This window comes from Bacteroides sp. 51 (assembly GCF_010500965.1).
Taxonomy (GTDB): domain Bacteria; phylum Bacteroidota; class Bacteroidia; order Bacteroidales; family Bacteroidaceae; genus Bacteroides.
Genome location: NZ_QVMI01000019.1, coordinates 129,371 through 149,017, shown reverse-complemented (window position 1 = coordinate 149,017; position 19,647 = coordinate 129,371). Strand labels below are relative to the sequence as shown.

Annotated in this window: 15 protein-coding genes; 8 read left to right on the top strand and 7 right to left on the bottom strand. The window is 42.0% G+C overall.

Features of this window, described 5'->3' with window-relative positions; all coding sequences use genetic code 11:
• Positions 1-24: 24 nt before the first annotated feature.
• The 3 genes from D0T87_RS15165 to thiD form a co-directional block, all read right to left on the bottom strand.
• Positions 25-915 carry a hypothetical protein gene (locus D0T87_RS15165; protein ID WP_163175987.1) on the bottom strand — a complete coding sequence of 297 codons (891 nt, stop codon included), beginning with the start codon at positions 913-915 and terminating at the stop codon, positions 25-27.
• A gap of 226 nt (positions 916-1,141) precedes the next feature.
• The gene (fabD, locus tag D0T87_RS15160) at positions 1,142-2,020 is read right to left on the bottom strand and encodes an ACP S-malonyltransferase (RefSeq protein WP_163175986.1); all 879 of its coding nucleotides are present in this window, start codon (positions 2,018-2,020) and stop codon (positions 1,142-1,144) included.
• Positions 2,021-2,079: 59 nt separating this feature from the next.
• Positions 2,080-2,946 (bottom strand): bifunctional hydroxymethylpyrimidine kinase/phosphomethylpyrimidine kinase, encoded by an 867-nt coding sequence (gene thiD, locus D0T87_RS15155; RefSeq protein ID WP_163175985.1) that lies wholly within the window; start codon positions 2,944-2,946, stop codon positions 2,080-2,082.
• Between the two features lie 421 nt (positions 2,947-3,367).
• On the opposite strand from thiD, the gene D0T87_RS15150 reads away from it, so the two are divergent.
• From D0T87_RS15150 to D0T87_RS15130, 5 genes are all read left to right on the top strand, one after another.
• Positions 3,368-4,102 (top strand): NUDIX domain-containing protein, encoded by a 735-nt coding sequence (locus tag D0T87_RS15150; protein WP_163175984.1) that lies wholly within the window; start codon positions 3,368-3,370, stop codon positions 4,100-4,102.
• A 108-nt stretch (positions 4,103-4,210) separates the two neighbouring features.
• Positions 4,211-5,728: a xylulokinase gene (locus D0T87_RS15145; protein WP_163175983.1), complete on the top strand. Its 1,518-nt coding sequence runs from the start codon at positions 4,211-4,213 to the stop codon at positions 5,726-5,728.
• Between the two features lie 70 nt (positions 5,729-5,798).
• Positions 5,799-7,115 carry a xylose isomerase gene (gene xylA / locus D0T87_RS15140; protein WP_163175982.1) on the top strand — a complete coding sequence of 439 codons (1,317 nt, stop codon included), beginning with the start codon at positions 5,799-5,801 and terminating at the stop codon, positions 7,113-7,115.
• 120 nt (positions 7,116-7,235) lie between these two features.
• Positions 7,236-8,636, top strand: coding sequence for a D-xylose transporter XylE (xylE, locus tag D0T87_RS15135; protein ID WP_163175981.1), 1,401 nt, complete (start codon positions 7,236-7,238; stop codon positions 8,634-8,636).
• A gap of 178 nt (positions 8,637-8,814) precedes the next feature.
• Positions 8,815-9,423, top strand: coding sequence for a hypothetical protein (locus tag D0T87_RS15130; protein WP_163175980.1), 609 nt, complete (start codon positions 8,815-8,817; stop codon positions 9,421-9,423).
• A gap of 86 nt (positions 9,424-9,509) precedes the next feature.
• Here the strand turns inward: D0T87_RS15130 and D0T87_RS15125 are convergent, their stop codons facing one another.
• Positions 9,510-10,715, bottom strand: coding sequence for a DNA recombination protein RmuC (locus D0T87_RS15125; RefSeq protein ID WP_163175979.1), 1,206 nt, complete (start codon positions 10,713-10,715; stop codon positions 9,510-9,512).
• Positions 10,715-11,566 (bottom strand): type I methionyl aminopeptidase, encoded by an 852-nt coding sequence (map, locus tag D0T87_RS15120; RefSeq protein WP_163175978.1) that lies wholly within the window; start codon positions 11,564-11,566, stop codon positions 10,715-10,717. Before map ends, D0T87_RS15125 begins: the two co-directional genes overlap by 1 nt.
• A 238-nt stretch (positions 11,567-11,804) precedes the next feature.
• On the opposite strand from map, the gene D0T87_RS15115 reads away from it, so the two are divergent.
• Entirely contained in the window at positions 11,805-12,515 is a 711-nt protein-coding gene (locus D0T87_RS15115) for a hypothetical protein (RefSeq protein ID WP_163175977.1), read from the top strand.
• Between the two features lie 62 nt (positions 12,516-12,577).
• On the opposite strand, the gene D0T87_RS15110 is transcribed toward D0T87_RS15115, so the two are convergent.
• Positions 12,578-13,546: an RluA family pseudouridine synthase gene (locus D0T87_RS15110; protein ID WP_163175976.1), complete on the bottom strand. Its 969-nt coding sequence runs from the start codon at positions 13,544-13,546 to the stop codon at positions 12,578-12,580.
• An 11-nt stretch (positions 13,547-13,557) separates the two neighbouring features.
• On the bottom strand, positions 13,558-14,976 hold the full coding sequence (gene rlmD / locus D0T87_RS15105) for a 23S rRNA (uracil(1939)-C(5))-methyltransferase RlmD (RefSeq protein WP_163175975.1): 1,419 nt from the start codon (positions 14,974-14,976) through the stop codon (positions 13,558-13,560).
• A gap of 188 nt (positions 14,977-15,164) precedes the next feature.
• Here rlmD and ppdK point away from each other — a divergent pair, with 188 nt between their 5' ends.
• Together ppdK and D0T87_RS15095 are read left to right on the top strand one after the other, a co-directional pair.
• Entirely contained in the window at positions 15,165-17,885 is a 2,721-nt protein-coding gene (gene ppdK / locus D0T87_RS15100) for a pyruvate, phosphate dikinase (RefSeq protein ID WP_163175974.1), read from the top strand.
• A gap of 177 nt (positions 17,886-18,062) precedes the next feature.
• Positions 18,063-19,508 carry a hypothetical protein gene (locus D0T87_RS15095; protein WP_163175973.1) on the top strand — a complete coding sequence of 482 codons (1,446 nt, stop codon included), beginning with the start codon at positions 18,063-18,065 and terminating at the stop codon, positions 19,506-19,508.
• Positions 19,509-19,647 lie beyond the last annotated feature (139 nt).

Here is a 19,647-nt window from a genome sequence, read left to right as displayed (position 1 = left end):
TTTATTAATTATCTCAAAACATTCTTAAGGCCGATGCATACGGGGCGGGGCAATAGTTGGGCCACTGTCTCGGTTTTGCTGAAAAATAGTACTATTCAGGATTTCATAAACTATCCCACCTACATCCAATCCCAACTTGAACTTTTCATTGAATTTGTAAGAGGGTATTACAATTGGCACTGTTTCCCATCCTCGTAAGGAGTTGTAGTAACGTTGTACGCCCATTTCCATTCCAAAGCGGTCGGTCATCTCTATCGTCATAGTGGCGCCATAGCGATCGGTACTCATACCAAAAGAGTTTCCCATATCGTACGACCCGAATACTTTAAAACCAATACGATCGGAAGCACGATACATCAGGCTACCCGAAGTTGTAAATACCTGTCCCTTAGCCAAGATCATGTTTATCTTCATGGCGTCTATGCCTACTTGAAATGAGAAACGGTCATTGAGAGCATGTTGATAGCCCAGCGAAGCATCGTTGAAGCGACCTATCCCCGGCACGCTTGTTTGTCCGCCTGAAGCAAATAAAACCCCGTTATTCCATTGCTTTAATACCCCTCCCGTCTTATAATCGCCTTTGAAAAGCAATGAAGGGTTGATTTGATAAGGCACCCGGAGTGTTTCTTTTAATACAAAATTGTAGAAAGGCTTGGAAATAGTTGGCTGGCGGAAAAGATATTCCTCTGGTTTTTCAAGCAAAAAATCTCTGGGAGATAATAAATCAAGTAGCGACGACTCTAAAGGTTGGAATTCAATGGGAGAAGGCAACAATATGCCTGTCGGTTTTACCTGTAAGCTATCGCCAACAACATGTGTGCCGTCTTCTTGCGCAGATAACAACCGGGGACTCAAGAACAGAAGCAGGATCAAACCTGAACGAATAAGAAAACCTAATGTAGCTTTTCGTTTCATTTCATTAATGGGATTTCATCATTCTTTCTAAATACAAACTTACAATAATTTGTAAAATATCCAATCAATTAGTTCAAAACATTGATTTTATTCATAAATAACGTGAATTCGGTTCGATATAAGTAACCATCGTTAAATATATAAATGCAAAAAGAGCTGTCCGGGAAATCTTCCAAGACAACTCTTTTTATTATTATTGCGGCTTGCCGCACTTAGAAGCGATATTTTACCGCCCGTGAGCAGTTACACCCGGTTCGATCTTTTTGATCAAGCCTTGAAGAACGGCACCTGGTCCGCATTCGGTGAAATCAGTAGCACCATCTGCAACCATGTTCTTCACCGTCTGTGTCCAACGCACGGAAGCAGTAAGTTGTGCAACCAGATTCTTTTTGATCTCTACAGGATCAGTATGAGGCAATGCGTCTACATTCTGGTAAACCGGGCATTTGGGAGTATTGATCGTGGTAGCAGTAATCGCTGCTTCCAGTTCAACTTTAGCAGGCTCCATCAATGGAGAGTGGAATGCACCACCTACTTTTAATGGAAGCGCGCGTTTTGCACCAGCCTCTTTCATCAGTTCGCATCCTTTTTCAATACCTTTGATACTACCGGAAATTACGATCTGTCCCGGACAGTTATAGTTGGCAGGAACACAAACTTCATCTGTGATGCTTGCGCAGATCTCCTCTACCTTTTCGTCGGGCAAACCGATGATGGCAGCCATAGTAGATGGCTCCAACTCACATGCTTTCTGCATAGCCATTGCACGCGCATAAACCAGTTTCAGTCCGTCTTCGAAAGAAAGAGCGCCGGCAGCCACCAAAGCCGAGAACTCGCCCAATGAATGACCGGCAGTCATCTCGGGTTTGAATTCATCGCCCATGCAAAGAGCTGAAATTACAGAATGTAAAAACACAGCAGGTTGAGTAACTTTGGTTTGACGTAAATCTTCGTCGGTTCCTTCAAACATAATATCTGTAATGCGATATCCAAGAATATCGTTTGCTTTTTCAAATAGTTCTTTAGCTAACGTAGAACTTTCATAGAGGTCTTTACCCATACCCACAAACTGTGCGCCTTGACCTGGGAATACAAATGCTTTCATTCTAATTATGAATTATGAATTATTAATTATGAATTAAAATCGCGGCGCAAATGTAAGCATTATAATTCAAATGGGATGCGGCTGGCTTTGGCTTTTTGTGTCTCATGGCAGAGATAGGTCATTGGCGTAGGGGCAAAATTATGGCATACGGGTCCCTCACCACTGCCCAGAAATACATCTTTTCCATGAATTATGGCATCGCGTACGAAATCGCGCGCTTGACTGACTGCCTCGTTCAGATTGCTTCCTAAGGCGAGGTATGAAGATATGGCGGCAGAGAATGTACAACCAGCTCCATGCCTGTTGCGTGACTCAACTATACTGTCACTGTATATCCATTCTTCATCAGCAGGGGTTCGGAGTATGTCATAGATGTTGTTTTCCTGAAGGTTGCCTCCTTTAATAAGTACAGATATGTTGTACTTTTGTGTAAATACTTCTGCCGCATGCCTTATATTGGCTATGTTGTTTATCGGTATACCGGTTAGTAACTCAGCTTCCCGACGATTGAGTACAACTAGATTGACGAAGGGAATGAGCTCTTTTTCGATGGCTTTATTGACCTCGTCGGTCATGAATCTTTCCCCATCCGGTGCAAGGATAATAGGGTCGTAAACTACATACTGCGGATGGTATTTCCGAACACAGTCGGCTACGGTCCGGATGGTTTCAACATCATTCAGAAGGCCGAGTTTGACAATGTCGGGGATGATGTCTTCCATAACAGCTTCAATTTGCTCTTTGATAGACTCTTGTGGAACACGGAAGATGGCTTTTAGCCCCGTTGTGTTACGTACTGTGATTGCTGTTACTGCCGATGCAGCATAAACACCTAATGCCGAAATAGTTTTGATGTCGGCTTGAGAACCCGCACCCCCGATGGTGTCGGTTCCGGAGATAGAAAATACAATAGGATACCTCTTCATAATTAATTGGTTATAGGTTAGAACTCTGTTTTGTCACAAAACAAATATATAAAAAAATATAATTCCAGGCAAAATAGAATAAAAAAAAGTAGAAAAAGGCATCTGTCCCCTAGTTTCTTATATATCGTGTTTCGTACAATAAGTGGCCTGTAATATAGACGATAATTGTATGTCTGTGTACTCATGAGAAATGGCTTTCTGGCTTACTGTATGCACTACAATTAGTTGATCGGCGGATTGTGGTGAATAACATATTGTACTTTCTAAGATAACAATAAGGTTTCATATTGTAAATTGTATGATATGTATATTGCTGATAAATAGTAGTTTATGTTATGTTTTAAATCATGTTTTTAAGTCTTGGTTTTCTGAAAACTCTCCTTATATTTGCAGGGTATAAGATGCGCTAATAATCGAATATATGCAAAACATATCGAATAAAACGCCGTTGGCAAACAACCATATTTCAGTAGACTGTGTGGTGTTTGGTTTTGATGGAGAGGAACTGAAAGTTTTACTGATTAAGCGGGTAGGTGAGGATCATGGAGAAATTTTTCATGATATGAAACTTCCGGGTAGTCTTATATATATGGACGAGGACCTGGACGATGCGGCACAACGTGTACTGAAAGAACTCACAGGAGTTAAGAATATTAATCTGATGCAGTTTAAGGCTTTTGGGTCTAAGAACCGAACAAGCAATCCGAAGGATGTGCGCTGGTTGGAACGGGCCATGGAATCGAGGGTAGAACGTATTGTAACTATTGCATACGTATCTATGGTAAAAATCGACAGGGCATTAAGCCAATCGCTATTGGATGAGTATCAGGCTTGCTGGGTACCTATTAAAGATGTGAAAACGTTGGCATTCGACCATAACCTTATTATAAAGGAAGCATTGGTGTATATCCGCCAGTTTGTGGAGTTTAACCCTTCTATGTTGTTTGAACTGCTGCCCCGTAAATTTACAGCATCACAATTGCGCGTGCTGTTCGAGTTGGTATACGACAAGCAATTCGATGTACGCAACTTCCATAAAAAAATAGCTGCAATGGAATACGTCGTTCCTCTGGAAGAACGTCAGAAAGGTGTTCCACATCGCGCAGCCCGATATTACAAATTTGATAGAAAGACTTATAATAAACTCAGAAAATGAAGAGATTTACGATTAGACGATTTACAATTTACGATTGAAATTACTAAGTGAACTCAAAACTCATAACTTATAACTCATAACTTATAACTCATAACTCAAAACTCAAATATGTTTTTACTTGGATATGATATAGGTAGCTCGTCGGTAAAAGCGAGCTTGGTGAATGCCGAAACCGGCAAAAGTGTTGCTTCTGCTTTCTTTCCAAAGACGGAGGCTAATATTACAGCTGTTCAGCCTGGATGGGCAGAACAAGACCCGGAAAGCTGGTGGGAGTATCTGAAATGCTCTACAAAGGCTGTATTGGAAGAATCGGGAGTTAGTGCTGCGGAGATCAAAGCAATTGGGATTTCTTATCAGATGCATGGACTGGTGTGTGTGGATAAAGATCAGAATGTGCTTCGTCCGGCTATCATCTGGTGCGACTCACGTGCAGTACCTTATGGGCAAAAAGCGTTTGAAGTGTTGGGCGAGGAGATGTGTCTGTCTCATTTACTGAACTCTCCGGGTAACTTTACGGCTTCTAAATTAGCATGGATCAAAGAAAATGAACCGGCTATCTACGAGAAGATTTATAAAATTATGCTTCCGGGTGATTATATTGCCATGAAATTGAGTGGAGAGATTTGCACTACAGTTTCAGGGCTTTCGGAAGGTATATTCTGGGATTTCAAGAAAAACCAGGTGGCTGATTTCTTAATGAAGTATTATGGCTTTGACCATTCACTGATTGCAGATATCAAACCTACTTTCTCGGAACAAGGACGTGTAAACGCGGCGGCAGCCGGGGAACTGGGACTGAAAGAAGGAACTCCAATTACTTATCGGGCAGGCGACCAGCCAAACAATGCACTTTCACTGAATGTATTTAATCCGGGTGAGATTGCTTCTACTGCGGGCACATCGGGGGTGGTTTACGGCGTGAACGGAGCGGTGAATTATGATCCGCAATCGCGTGTTAATACTTTCGCTCATGTGAATCACAGTTCCGAACAAACGCGTTTGGGTGTGCTACTCTGTATTAATGGTACGGGCATTCTGAATTCATGGGTAAAGAAGAATATTGCTCCTGAGGGTATCTCATATAATGAAATGAATGTATTGGCATCAAAAGCTCCGATCGGAAGTTCGGGTATCAGTATCCTGCCATTTGGAAATGGTGCGGAACGTATGCTGAATAATAAAGAGATTGGCTGTAGCATCCGCGGTGTTGACTTTAACACGCATGGCAAGCATCATATTATTCGGGCGGCACAGGAGGGTATTGTGTTCTCGTTTAAATATGGTATTGATATTATGGAACAAATGGGTATTCCGGTGAAGAAGATTCATGCGGGACATGCAAATATGTTCCTGAGCCCGATCTTCCGCGATACGTTGGCAGGAGTAACGGGGGCAGTGATTGAGTTGTATAATACAGATGGTTCCGTGGGAGCAGCGAAGGGTGCGGGAATCGGTGCAGGAATCTATAAAGATAATAATGAAGCATTCGCCACACTCGAAAAACTGGATGTTATTGAACCCAATGCTGCACAGGCTTATGCCGATGCTTATGCAAAATGGAAGAATCGTTTAGAAAAATCAATGGGCGGCAAGGTGCCGCAGCCAGGTTTCCTTGCGGGTGAGTAAATAATTAATTCTAATAGTATAACCCAGTGAGTAAGCACTTTGCTTATTCACATAAATCACATTAAACATTATGGCAATAAAAGAGTATTTTCCCGGAGTAGGAAAAATTAAATTTGAAGGAAAAGAAAGTAAAAATCCAATGGCTTTCCGCTATTATGATCCTGAAAAAGAGGTTCTGGGAAAGAAAATGAAAGATTGGTTGAGATTCTCTATGGCATGGTGGCACACACTTTGCGCTGAAGGAGGAGATCCATTTGGTGGTGGTACCAAGACTTTCCCATGGAAAGCCAGCTCAGATAGAATTCAGGCTGCTAAAGATAAAATGGATGCAGGTTTTGAGTTTATGCAAAAAATCGGTATCGAATACTATTGCTTCCACGATGTGGACTTGGTAGACGAAGCGGATACGATTGAACAATACGAAGCTGATCTGAAAGAAATCGTAGCTTATGCAAAACAAAAACAAGCGGAAACCGGAATCAAATTGCTATGGGGTACTGCTAACGTATTTGGTCATGAGCGTTATATGAATGGTGCGGCAACAAATCCAAATTTTGATGTAGTGGCTCGTGCTGCTGTGCAAATTAAGAATGCGATTGACGCAACCATCGAACTGGGTGGTTCAAACTATGTGTTCTGGGGAGGACGTGAAGGTTACATGTCATTGTTGAATACAGACCAGAAACTTGAGAAAAATAATCTGGCTCAGATGCTGAAAGCGGCTCGTGATTATGCACGTGCACGTGGATTTAAGGGTACATTCCTGATTGAGCCTAAACCAATGGAACCAACAAAACATCAGTATGATGTAGATACCGAAACGGTGATCGGCTTCCTGAAAGCTCATGGCCTGGATAAAGATTTCAAGGTGAATATTGAAGTGAACCATGCGACATTGGCTGGTCATACATTCGAGCATGAACTGGCTGTAGCTGTTGACAATGATATGTTAGGATCAATCGACGCTAACCGTGGTGACTATCAAAACGGATGGGATACCGACCAATTCCCAATTGATCAGTTTGAACTGGTTCAGGCAATGATGCAGATTATTCGTAACGGTGGTTTGGGTAACGGTGGTACTAACTTCGATGCTAAGACTCGTCGTAACTCAACTGACCTGGAAGATATCTTCATTGCACATATCGCTGCAATGGATGTAATGGCACGCGCGTTGGAAAATGCTGCTGCTTTCCTGACTGATTCTCCATATAAGGCAATGTTTGCAGAACGCTATGCTTCATTCGAATCTGGTAAAGGTAAAGAATTTGCTGAAGGCAAACTGACTCTTGAAGATCTTGTGGCTTATGCAAAAGCAAACGGTGAACCCAAACAAATGAGCGGCAAGCAAGAATTGTACGAAGCGTTATTGAATATGTACATTTAATTCAGTTGAAAGTTGAAAGTTGAAAATTGAAAGTGGGCTGCGCAACCACAATCTGCATAGTAACTTTCAACTTTCAATTTTCAACTTTCAACTCTATAATTACCTAACAAATATCACAGAATGAAAAATACAACAGATACAGGTAGTACCCTCTATCTATATTGCATAACGGCTGTAACGGTGATCGGTGGATTGCTATTTGGATATGATACGGCTGTTATTTCCGGAGCTGAACAGGGGCTTGAAGCCTTCTTTCGCTCAGCTCCTGATTTTGAATACACAAAGGGCTGGCATGGTATCACGGCATCAAGTGCACTGATCGGATGCGTGATCGGAGGTGCAATCTCTGGTATATTGGCTTCTCGCCTTGGCCGTAGGAACTCTCTTCGCCTGGCGGCTTTATTGTTCTTTTTATCTGCACTAGGATCGTATAATCCTGAATTTTTGTTTTTTGAATATGGTAAACCATCTGCCGGTTTATTGGTTGCTTTCAACCTTTACCGTATTCTTGGAGGTATTGGCGTGGGACTGGCATCTGCCGTTTGTCCGATGTATATTGCCGAAGTAGCCCCTGCACATATGCGTGGCCGTTTGGTTTCGTGTAATCAGTTTGCGATTATCTTTGGTATGTTGGTGGTTTACTTTGTGAACTATCTGATTCGTAATAATTTGGCTACTGCCGAAGCGATGGTGGAAATTGGCTGGCGCCGTATGTTTGTGAGCGAAGCATTCCCCGCAGCAATATTCGGATTGTTGTTGTTCTTTGTGCCGAAAACCCCACGTTATCTGGTATTGAGTGGGCATCCGAATGAAGCTTTGGATGTATTGGTACGCATCAATGGAAGATCAAAAGCGACTGCTATTCTGGAAGACATTAAGGCTACGGCTAAAGAAAAGAGTGAAAAACTGCTGACTTATGGCGTTGGCGTAATTATTATAGGTATTCTATTGTCTGTTTTCCAGCAAGCTGTTGGTATTAATGTAGTGCTTTATTATGCTCCTCGTATATTCGAAAATATGGGGGCGACCGGCGATATCTCTATGATTCAAACCGTGGTAATGGGCGTTGTGAATATCTTATTTACTGTGGTGGCTATCCTGACAGTCGATAAATTTGGACGTAAACCTCTATTAATCATCGGCTCTACCGGTATGATGGTAGGTATGATAGCGTTGAGCGTTCTTTCATTTATGGATGTAATCGGTTTTGCAGCGCTTATCTTTATTATCATCTATACTGCATCGTTTATGATGAGTTGGGGACCTATTTGCTGGGTACTTATCTCTGAGATATTCCCTAATACGATTCGTGGTAAAGCTGTAGCTATTGCTGTGGCTGCACAATGGATTGCGAACTTCTTGGTATCGAGCACATTCCCATCATTGTCTGAGTGGAGTGTCGGAGGTACTTATTTGATTTATGCCATATTTGCTTTATTGTCGGCTCTGTTCGTGTGGAAGTTTGTTCCTGAAACGAAAGGCAAGACATTGGAAGATATGAGTAAACTCTGGAAAAAGTAATTCAGAAGTAAGAAGCTAGTAGTTAGTAGCTAGGCCAATGGAACGATGCCGCTAGGTTAGGTCTGACCTGACTACTAACTTCTGACTACTAACTTCTAACTTCTAGCTTCTTATAAAAAAGCCGGTCAACATTTGACCGGCTTTTTTGTTATATATGGAAACCTAAATGAACTTAACAATGAAAAGAATCGTGTATTTATTGGTTCTTGCTTTGGTTGCGGGTGGCTGTGCCATGTATAAGAGCCTTGACTTGAACAGCCTGACAACGGGAATGACCAAAGCGGAAGTCAGAGCAATTGTTGGACCGCCGGATAGAGTGTTGGCTGTGAACAATACGGAGAATGGATATCAGGAAGTGTTAGAGTATAGGACATCCAGAGATGAGGTGTATGCATTGGAATTCTGGAATGATTATTTGACCGGGTATGAGTTTTTGTATGATGATGTGACTTATGTACCTTCAGTGGTTCCTCCTATGTGGTATCCTGAACCGGGCAGACCGATTATTCCTCCTGGCTATTATCCTAACCGACCGAATAGGCCAAACCGACCGAACCGACCACATCGGCCAAGCAATCCGAGTACACCCAGCAGACCAAATCGGCCAAGCCAACCTAGCAGGCCGGAACAACCTGGTAGACCAAGTGGTGATAAATCGGGGTTGACAAGACCAACTCCAGGGGTGGGACCGTCAACAAGTCAACCGTCAACAAGCCGGCCAAGTACACGGCCTGCAACATCTACCTCCAGCGATAGATCTGTGGATAGATCGGGATTGGGGAAATAGGAGGGATTTTATAAAGTTTCCTTCGTTTCTATATTCTAGTGAATTAATTTTTAACCGCAGAGTTACGCAGTTATACACCAAAACTCTTAATCTAATGATTCGCTACCTTCGTCGTCATCGTCAAGTGGGAGGATTTTCCTGCTTTCTTCATTGGGTAGTTGTTCTACTTGCCGTAATCTACGTTCGATGGCGCGGGTACGTTTACCCATAACTTCCTCTAGCTGATCACCTGCAAGGTGTAGATTCTTCTGCACCTTTTCGAGCAGTCCGCCGAATTTGCTGAACTCCGTTTTTACCGCCCCAAGAATGCTCCAAACCTCACCGGTACGTTTTTGAATGGCCAATGTGCGGAAGCCCATTTGCAGACTGTTAAGGATAGCTCCCAAGGTAGTAGGGCCGGTAACTACGATCTTATACTCTCTTTGCAAGGTTTCTATTAAAGACGTTCGCCGGATAACCTCGGCGTATATGCTCTCAAAAGGAAGAAACATGATCGCAAAATCCGTTGTATATGGTGGGTCTACATACTTCTCGTGAATGTCTTTGGCCATTTTTTTGATGGTAATCTCCAATTGCTTGCCGGATGATTCGATAAGTGCAGTGTCACTTGCTTCAAAGGCATCATAATACTGTTCGTAAACGTCTTTTGGGAATTTGGCATCAATCGGTAGGTAGACAATGCTGTTCATATCATCTTTGCCCGGAAGTTTAATGGCATACTCTACGAATTCCGTACTATTCTTTTTGGTCTTTACATTAGCCACATATTGTTCGGGACTCATCATTTGCTCCAATAAAGCACTTAACTGTACTTCACCGAAGGTACCACGCATTTTTACATTGGTCAGTACTTTTTTCAAGCCCCCTACGTCCTGAGCCAATGATTTCATTTCGCCAAGCCCTTTCTGTACACTTTCCAGTTGGGAGCGAACGATCTCGAAAGATTGTCCGATACGTTCATTCAGTGTTTTCTGTAACTTCTCTTCAACCATAATCCGCATCTCGTCCAGCCGTTTCTCTGTCGACTTGATGAGTTGCTCCTGCTGGCGCGCCATCGTCTCGAACTTTTGCTTTTGCAATTCGCCGGTTGTGAGCATGTTTTTATGCATAGCATCCTGAAGTTCCATGCGTAACTCCCGTATACTACGGTTTAGCTCCTCCCGGTTTTCCAGCATTTGTTGGCGTAACGCAGTTTCCAGTTGATTGGAGTCGGAGCGCTTTGTCCTGATCCATACCACAATCAGAAGAATAAGGAACAGGAGAATATTGGCAGATAATAAGACAATTTCCATTAGGATGTTAGAACTTCATTTCCGTTTTCGGTGATCAGGATCATGCTTTCCCATTGTGCTGAAGGCAGTCCGTCGTCTGTAAATATGGTCCAATCGTCTGCTTCATCAACAAATACTTCGTAGGTACCCATATTGATCATTGGTTCAATAGTAAACGTCATGCCGGGCAGGATCACTTCTTTGGTTCCCGGTCTGCCGAAATGTTCTACATCGGGAGCTTCGTGGAATTTGATACCCACTCCATGTCCGCAAAGGTCGCGTACCACACTATAGCCGTGTGCTTCGGCATGTTTCTGTATAGCGGCGCCGACATCACCCAGGCGTGCCCAGGGTTGTGCGGTTGCAATACCTATTTCCATACATTCTTTGGCTACTTCTACAAGTTTCTTTATTTCCGGTTTTACTTCGCCTATCATAAACATGCGTGATGCATCAGAGAAATAACCTTTATATATGGTAGAAACATCAACGTTCACAATATCGCCATTATGGAGAATCTCTGTAGGGCTAGGGATACCATGACAAACAACATCGTTGATAGAGGTGCAGACACTTTTAGGATATCCATTGTAATTGAGTGGGGCCGGGGTAGCTCCCTGAGCTGTGGTAAAGTCGAAAACCATTTTATCAATTTCTTCGGTAGACATACCTTCACGGATATGCTCAGCAATATGATCCAGCAAAGCTGTGTTTATTTTCGCGCTCTCGCGAATTCCTTCGATCTGTTCGGGAGTGCGTAATACCTTGCGGGGTGGGAGTTTTGCTCCTGCGTTTCTCAATTTCTGGATTCTATCTTCTATTTCATTGGAATAGCAACCGGGGGTAAAACGTTGTTTATTGTTCTTTTTCATTTTAATATCGAGTTTTATCATGAACAAAGATAATAGGAATTGTTTGGAATCGGTGATTTTAATTTATCTTTGTCATATAGATAATTGTGCAATTACGGTAATTCACTTGATATTCAATACAATGAAAGCTCCTCTTTTCTTTTGGTTTGTAATCTGTCTGATATGTATTTTTTCCAGTTGCGGGAAAGGTAAATGCTATTATCATAGTGAGATACCTTGCGGAAAAGTTTATGGGAGTGTGAAGAAAGTAACCGATACTGTATATAATGTAGTGAACGGTGAAATGACATATCCATTCCAAACGAGTGAGTTTCATTTTGATACACTGAACCGTTTGGTGGAGATGCACAACTGCATTTATCGTGTTGAGAAAGATGAAGTAGGAGAGGAAGTCGGAGTCTCGATTATTAGTAGGCAAATTAGCAAGTTTCGTTATGATCGGAATGGTCGTAAAGTAGAAAATAATATAATGAACTGTAGCTATGAAAATGATACTGTATATTCGGATAGCACGTTGCAGCGACTGGTTGTGCAAAACGGGAATAGTGAAAAATGGGAAATGGTTCTAATTGATCAAGAGGGAGAACGTACGACTATAGAGGCCTTTTGGAAATATGAAAAAGACCAGATTATTATGGATGTAATTGATGCTGATACCCAGAAGGAACAGCATTTTATACGTGTTTTTGATGAGCAGGAAAACCTAGTGGAAATCCGTTGTGTTGATGAGAATGGCGATTCGTTCTGGAGAGTTTGCAAATATAATGAAGAGAACCAGCTCGTTGAAGTGATAAGTAAACCTCTTTCTTATTCAGATGAGATTAATAAAGTTTATTTTGAAATGGACGAATTTGATAACGAGGGTAACTGGCTGAAACGAACGGGATTTGATGAAAATAAAGAAATCCTGCATATTACCCGCCGAAGGATAGAATACAGGCTACCGTAGGGGCGGTTCGCGAACCGCCCAACACATAGGAAGCCATTTTCGGGCGGTTCGCGAACCGCCCTTTACGAAGTCTTCAATACCAATTTCTTAAATGCTGGCGGATAAGGCGTTTCGAACTCCATTAAATCGTTGGTTACTGGATGATAAAACGAGAGCTTAAAAGCATGGAGCGCCAATCGTCCTAGCGGATCATTACCATCTCCGTATTTCACATCGCCAAGTACCGGATGCTTGAGGTCCTGCATATGAACACGTATTTGGTTTTTTCTTCCCGTTTCCAGTTCCAGTTCGACAAGCGAATAACCATTCGCCCGTTTGATGGTTTTGTAATGTGTAACCGCTTTGTCTCCTCCGTTATTAGACATACTGGAATAAGTAATATACATTTTATTATCTTTCAACCAGGAAGTAACAGTACCCTTGTCGTTTTCCAATTCTCCGGAAAGTACAGCTATATACCGCCGGTCTTTTACCACTTCTTCCCAATAATCCTGTAGCGTAAATTTGGTCTTCTCATCTTTGGCAAAAACAAGTAAGCCAGAAGTGTCTCTATCTAAACGATGTACCACATAAACCCGGTTTTGTTTGCCCGAACGTTGAACATATTCATTTAATATAGAATGAGCTGTACGTTCTTTCTGCTTATCAGTTCCGATAGTCAGCAGCCCTCCGCGTTTCTCGATTACTAAAATATAAGCATCTTCATAAACAATCTTCAACAAGCTGCTGCGGAATTCTTTCTTTCCTTTATCCTTGCTGATTTGTATTTTCATGCCGGGTTTTAAAGGAAAGTTATATTGTGTAGTGATCACATTGTCTACATACACCTGGCGTTTGCTTAAAAGAGATTTGGCTGTGGTACGGCTGATGCCATCTTTAGCTTTCATCAGAAAGTCCATTAGCTCACAAGGTTCTTTTACCTGATAAGTCATGAACTTAGCTTTTGCCCGTGCAATCAGGTGAGCCGGTTTTTCTTTCCGTTCTTTTTTCTTTTGAGGAGCTGTTGCTTCCTTTGTTTTTTTAATGGTCATCTTTGTTTATATTATCTTTTTTCCAGGCGTACCACATTTTCTACATGGTGTGTATGTGGGAACATATCTACAGGTTGTACCGCTGTAACTTTATACTTTTCGTCTAATAAAGCCAGGTCGCGGGCTTGCGTTGCCGGGTTGCAACTTACATATACTATACGTTTAGGCTCGGCAAACAGGATAACATCAATTACATCCTGATGCATACCTGCACGCGGCGGGTCGGTGATGATAACGTCAGGTCTGCCGTATTGATTAATAAAGTCCTGGGTTAGCATATCTTTCATGTCTCCGGCAAAGAACAAGCTATTATTGATTCCATTGATCTCGGCATTCACCTTGGCATCTTCAATGGCCTCGGGAACATATTCAATGCCGATAACCTGGCGTGCCTGGCGTGCTACAAAGTTAGCTATGGTACCTGTACCGGTATATAAATCGTAAACAAGTTCATTTCCGGTAAGCCCGGCAAAGTCGCGGGTTATTTTATATAGGTTGTATGCCTGTTCGGAATTGGTCTGATAAAAAGATTTAGGCCCGATCTTAAAACGCAGCCCCTCCATCTCTTCGAATATATGATCATTACCTTTAAATACATGGATATCCAAATCGCCGATGGTATCGTTACATTTATTATTCACCACATACATCAGTGATGTAATCTCAGGGAATGTATCGGCCATGTATTGAAGAATCTGTTTGAAGCGATCCATTTCTTCCTCTTCTTCTATTTTGCAAATCAGGATAACCATCAGTTCTCCGGTTGTGGAAGTACGGATGATCATATTGCGAAGCATACCTACCTGGTTGCGTATATCAAAGAAAGAATAATCATTTTCGTAAGCATAATCGCGTACGGCATTACGGATACGGTTGGATATATCATCCTGCAACCAGCACTTTTCAATAGCCAGCACTTTATCGAATGCTCCGGGAATATGGAAACCTACGGCATTCATCTGATCGTACTTCACGTTCTGCTTTACCTCTTCGTATGTAAGCCAGCGCTTATTAGAAAAGGTAAACTCCAGTTTATTGCGATAGAATTGAATTTTCTCTGAGCCAAGGATAGGCGATATCTCCGGTAGTTCGATCTTCCCTATGCGGGTAAGATTGTCGGTGACTTGTTTCTGTTTGAATCTGATTTGCTCGGAATAGGGGAGTACCTGCCATTTGCAACCGCCGCACACACCATAATGCTCGCAAAAAGGAACGGCACGGAGTCTGGCGTATTCGTGAAAATTCACGGCTTCGGCTTCGGCGTATTTATTCTTTTTTCTTTTAACTTGCAGGTCTACTACATCGCCCGGCACCACATAAGGAACAAAAATAACCAGGTCGTTAACTTTCGCAATGGCTTTTCCCTCAGCAGCCACATCTGTTATCATCACCTTTTCGAGCAAGGGAAGCTCCTTTTTCTTACGTGCCAATTTTACACCAGTTTAATAAATTATTCTGCAAAAATAAGCATTTTTATTAGATTTCTGCGCATCTGAGAAAATATTCTATTTTGTAATGTCGAAATTGCAAATTAGGGCATGAAAACTTTTTAAGTTTCTAAAATATAATTAGTTTTGTGCCACTATAATCTAATCATTATAACTTTAAACAAGTACTTATGAACAAAAAAAGAGTTTACACCTTTGGAAATGGCCAGGCGGAAGGCAAGGCTGACATGAAAAATTTGCTTGGGGGAAAAGGCGCGAATCTGGCGGAAATGAACCTGATCGGCGTTCCCGTACCTCCGGGATTTACTATCACTACCGATGTATGTTCGGAATACTACGAACTCGGTCAGGAGCAGGTAGTGTCTTTACTGAAAGGTGAAGTTGAAAAGGCAATAGCTCAGGTAGAATCATTGATGAACTCCAAGTTTGGCGATATAGAAAACCCATTATTAGTTTCTGTACGTTCAGGTGCCCGTGCGTCTATGCCGGGTATGATGGATACCATCCTTAACCTGGGACTGAATGACGAGGTGGTAGAAGGAATGACCCGCAAGACTGGAAATGCCCGTTTCGCTTGGGACTCTTACCGTCGTTTCGTACAGATGTATGGTGACGTTGTATTAGGCATGAAGCCTGTCAACAAAAACGATATCGATCCTTTCGAGGAAATCATCGAAGAAGTGAAAGAGGCAAAAGGCGTTGAGCTGGATAACGAACTTTCGGTAGACGATTTGAAAGAGTTGGTTGCTAAGTTTAAAGCAGCAGTAAAAGCTCAGACCGGAAAAGATTTCCCAACATCGGCTTACGAACAGCTTTGGGGAGCCATTTGCTCGGTATTCGATTCGTGGATGAACGAACGCGCTATCCTTTATCGTAAAATGGAAGGTATTCCTGCCGAATGGGGAACAGCAGTTAACGTACAGGCCATGGTATTCGGTAATATGGGTGATACTTCTGCAACAGGTGTATGCTTTAGCCGTGACGCAGCAACAGGTGAAGACCAATTCATTGGCGAATATCTGATTAATGCACAAGGGGAAGACGTAGTAGCCGGTATCCGCACTCCACAGCAAATTACCAAGCTGGGTTCTCAACGTTGGGCCGAACTGGCTGGTGTATCTGAAGCAGATCGCGCAGCAAACTTCCCTTCTATGGAAGAAGCTATGCCCGAAATTTATAAAGAACTTGATGTGATCCAAACCAAACTTGAAGATCATTACCGTGACATGCAGGATATGGAATTTACCGTACAGGAAGGTAAATTGTGGATGCTGCAAACCCGTAGCGGTAAGAGAACGGGTGCGGCTATGGTGAAGATTGCTATGGATATGTTCCGTCAGGGAATGATTGACGAGAAAACAGCTCTTCTTCGTATTGATGCTAATCGTTTGGATGAACTTCTTCACCCTGTATTTGATAAAGTAGCATTAAAGAGTGCGAAACTTATCGCTAAAGGTTTGGCGGCATCACCAGGTGCATCAACCGGTAAGATTGTCTTTAGCGCCGATGATGCAACCGATTGGGCAAAAAGAGGCGAGAAAGTAATCATGGTGCGTATTGAAACTTCTCCGGAAGACCTTGCAGGTATGGCCGTTGCTGAGGGTATCCTTACTGCTCGTGGTGGTATGACTTCTCACGCTGCTGTAGTAGCTCGCGGAATGGGTAAATGTTGCGTTTCGGGTGCCGGAACATTGAAGATTGATTATGCTGCCAAAATAGTTGAAGTGGATGGACTTACACTGAAAGAAGGCGATTACATTTCTCTTAATGGTTCAACCGGCGATATCTTTGAAGGTAAGATTGCTACCAGCGAAGCTGAATTGGATGAAGATTTCACTGCTATCATGGAACTGGCAGATAAGTTTACCCGCATGAAAGTACGTACCAATGCTGATACTCCAAAGGATGCACTTGTTGCCCGTAAATTTGGTGCCAGCGGTATTGGACTTTGCCGTACGGAACACATGTTCTTCGAAGGAGATAAGATTAAGGCTATGCGCGAAATGATTCTGGCAGAAAATGCAGAAGGTCGTCGTATTGCTCTGGAAAAGATATTACCTTACCAAAAAGCTGACTTTGAAGGTATCTTCGAAGCTATGGCTGGTCTTCCGGTGACTGTTCGTCTGCTCGATCCTCCTTTGCATGAGTTTGTTCCTCATGATGATAAAGGTCAGCAAGAGATGGCAGATGCTATGGGGGTAGATGTGAAGGTGATTCGTCAACGTGTTGATGCGCTACACGAACAAAACCCGATGTTAGGTCATCGCGGTGCACGTTTAGGAAATACATATCCTGAAATTACCGAAATGCAAACCCGTGCTATCTTGGGTGCTGCTCTGAACTTGAAGAAAAAAGGTATTACGGCTATTCCTGAAATTATGGTGCCTCTTACCGGTATTCTATATGAGTTCCTTGAGCAAGAGAAGATTATTCGTGCTACCGCAGCTAAGTTGTTTGAAGAAGCAGGTGACAGCATTGAATTTAAAGTGGGAACCATGATTGAGATTCCTCGTGCTGCTCTTACTGCCGATCGTATTGCATCTGCTGCCGAGTTCTTCTCATTCGGAACAAACGACTTGACACAAATGACCTTCGGTTATTCTCGTGATGATATCGCTTCCTTCCTTCCGATTTATCTTGAAAAGAAGATCTTGAAGGTTGACCCATTCCAGGTACTCGACCAAAATGGTGTTGGACAGTTAATCCGTATGGCCACAGAAAAAGGCCGTGCCGTACGTCCTGACCTGAAATGTGGTATCTGTGGCGAACATGGTGGTGAACCATCATCTGTGAAGTTCTGCAATAAGGTAGGTCTTGACTACGTCAGTTGCTCTCCTTTTAGAGTGCCTATTGCTAGATTGGCAGCGGCGCAGGCGATGCTCGAAGGTTAAGAAAAAGTATACTAAATAGATACAGAAAGCAGTAGAAATGTTTTAATAACATTCTACTGCTTTTTTATTTTAACCTTATTATATATAGGAAAAACTGAAAACATTCTTGCATTTAACCAATTCTTGTTATATCTTCGTACTTAATTTTGCAACATTTTTAGTAAATAAGACAACTACATGAGGAAATATTTTGGTAAAATACTAGCTTTGCTACTCATCGCAATCGTATATACTTCTTGTGAAACCAAGGATATGTATCAAGGCTATTGGGTTGACGAACTGAATGATATAACGAAAGCCTATATATACCCATATAAGAATGAAGGACAAAATATCGTAGCAGAGATTACGATCGAAACAAATGGAAACGTTGATTTAAGTAAAGTAAAGGCTGAAATCCCACATTTAAAATATAATAAGGAACTTCTTATCATGCTAACTCAGGATGACTGTAAACATGCAGCATTCTGTCATACGTGGGCTACCATACATAACAGGCCACTTTCTGCTAAGTATTATTATGATTATGTGCATCTTAAGGCAAATGATCTTCCGTCTGATGTGCATTCATACAATGAAACCCTTGGTAGTACGGATGGAGCAGGCAACGAAGTGAGATTCTCTTTTACTACTACTGTTGCCGCCGAGTGGAATGGAATGAACGACATTTCGGTTATTGCTTTACAGCCTCTTGAAAACTATGACCGGTTTAGTATGAAAACTTATTTAAACTGGCGTAGCTTAATTGAGATGCTGAACTATGATGTTGGTATAGCATTCCATGACGTGAAAACAGAAGCAGTTCAGAATGTTGATTCAGTGAGAAAACATTATGGAGTGGCTCAGGATATAATGTTGAATAAACTGGCAGGAAGAGGATGTAAAACTTTGGCTGAACCCGAGGGTAATAAAACTTATATCCGGGCAGCAGAAGGCTATACTCCGATTCAAGCAATAACAGCACAAGCTGAGACTGAAGAAATCTACCCATTTACTGTAGAACGTGACTTGCATAAAGTATTGCAACATAGAGAGTTTATGTCTGTATACGAAGCTAAAGCCGAAGTTGAAAGTCAACTATCCTTGGCAGCAGAGAATCGCCGGGCTATTCATATTGGGGTACATGAAACAGATTTGGGCTGGGATGATTTCTTATTTGATTTGAATGAAAAGTATGGTAAAGGTGGAAGAGATGTTGTCTGGGTGCCTAGCTTCGAAGAATATTATGAGTATAATTATAATAGGGTAAATGGAAAGGTAGAGAAAACTGTTTCAGGAAACAAACTTACGATCAAGGTTACTATACCTGGCGGTCAGTATTTTTATTTCCCATCATCAACCATTAATTTATTAGGATTAAATATGGCTGACGTAAAATCCATCACTTCAAGTAACTCCGTAACCGGACTGTCATATGCAGATTTTACTTCATCGACCACGGAAGGCAGTAACTTAATGGTGAATATTGATTGTCGGTCCTCATTAGCTTCACATGCAGAACATTATGTAAAGGAGTATGAGGAAAATAAATCTAATGATTTACTTAAGGCAGATGCACTTTATTTTATTGGTAGACTAAAAGACTCGGATCAAAAGAGCAGTTTATTGAATAGAGTGAAATAAAAAATAAGCAGTTTTGTTTGACTGCAAAAGTTAAGGCGGTGAGATCTTATTTTGATTTCACCGCTTTTTTGTTTAGATAGTGTCTCCTTATATGTCTGTTACTCAATGCCAAAAGGTGTAATTTTACTCCTGAAAACAC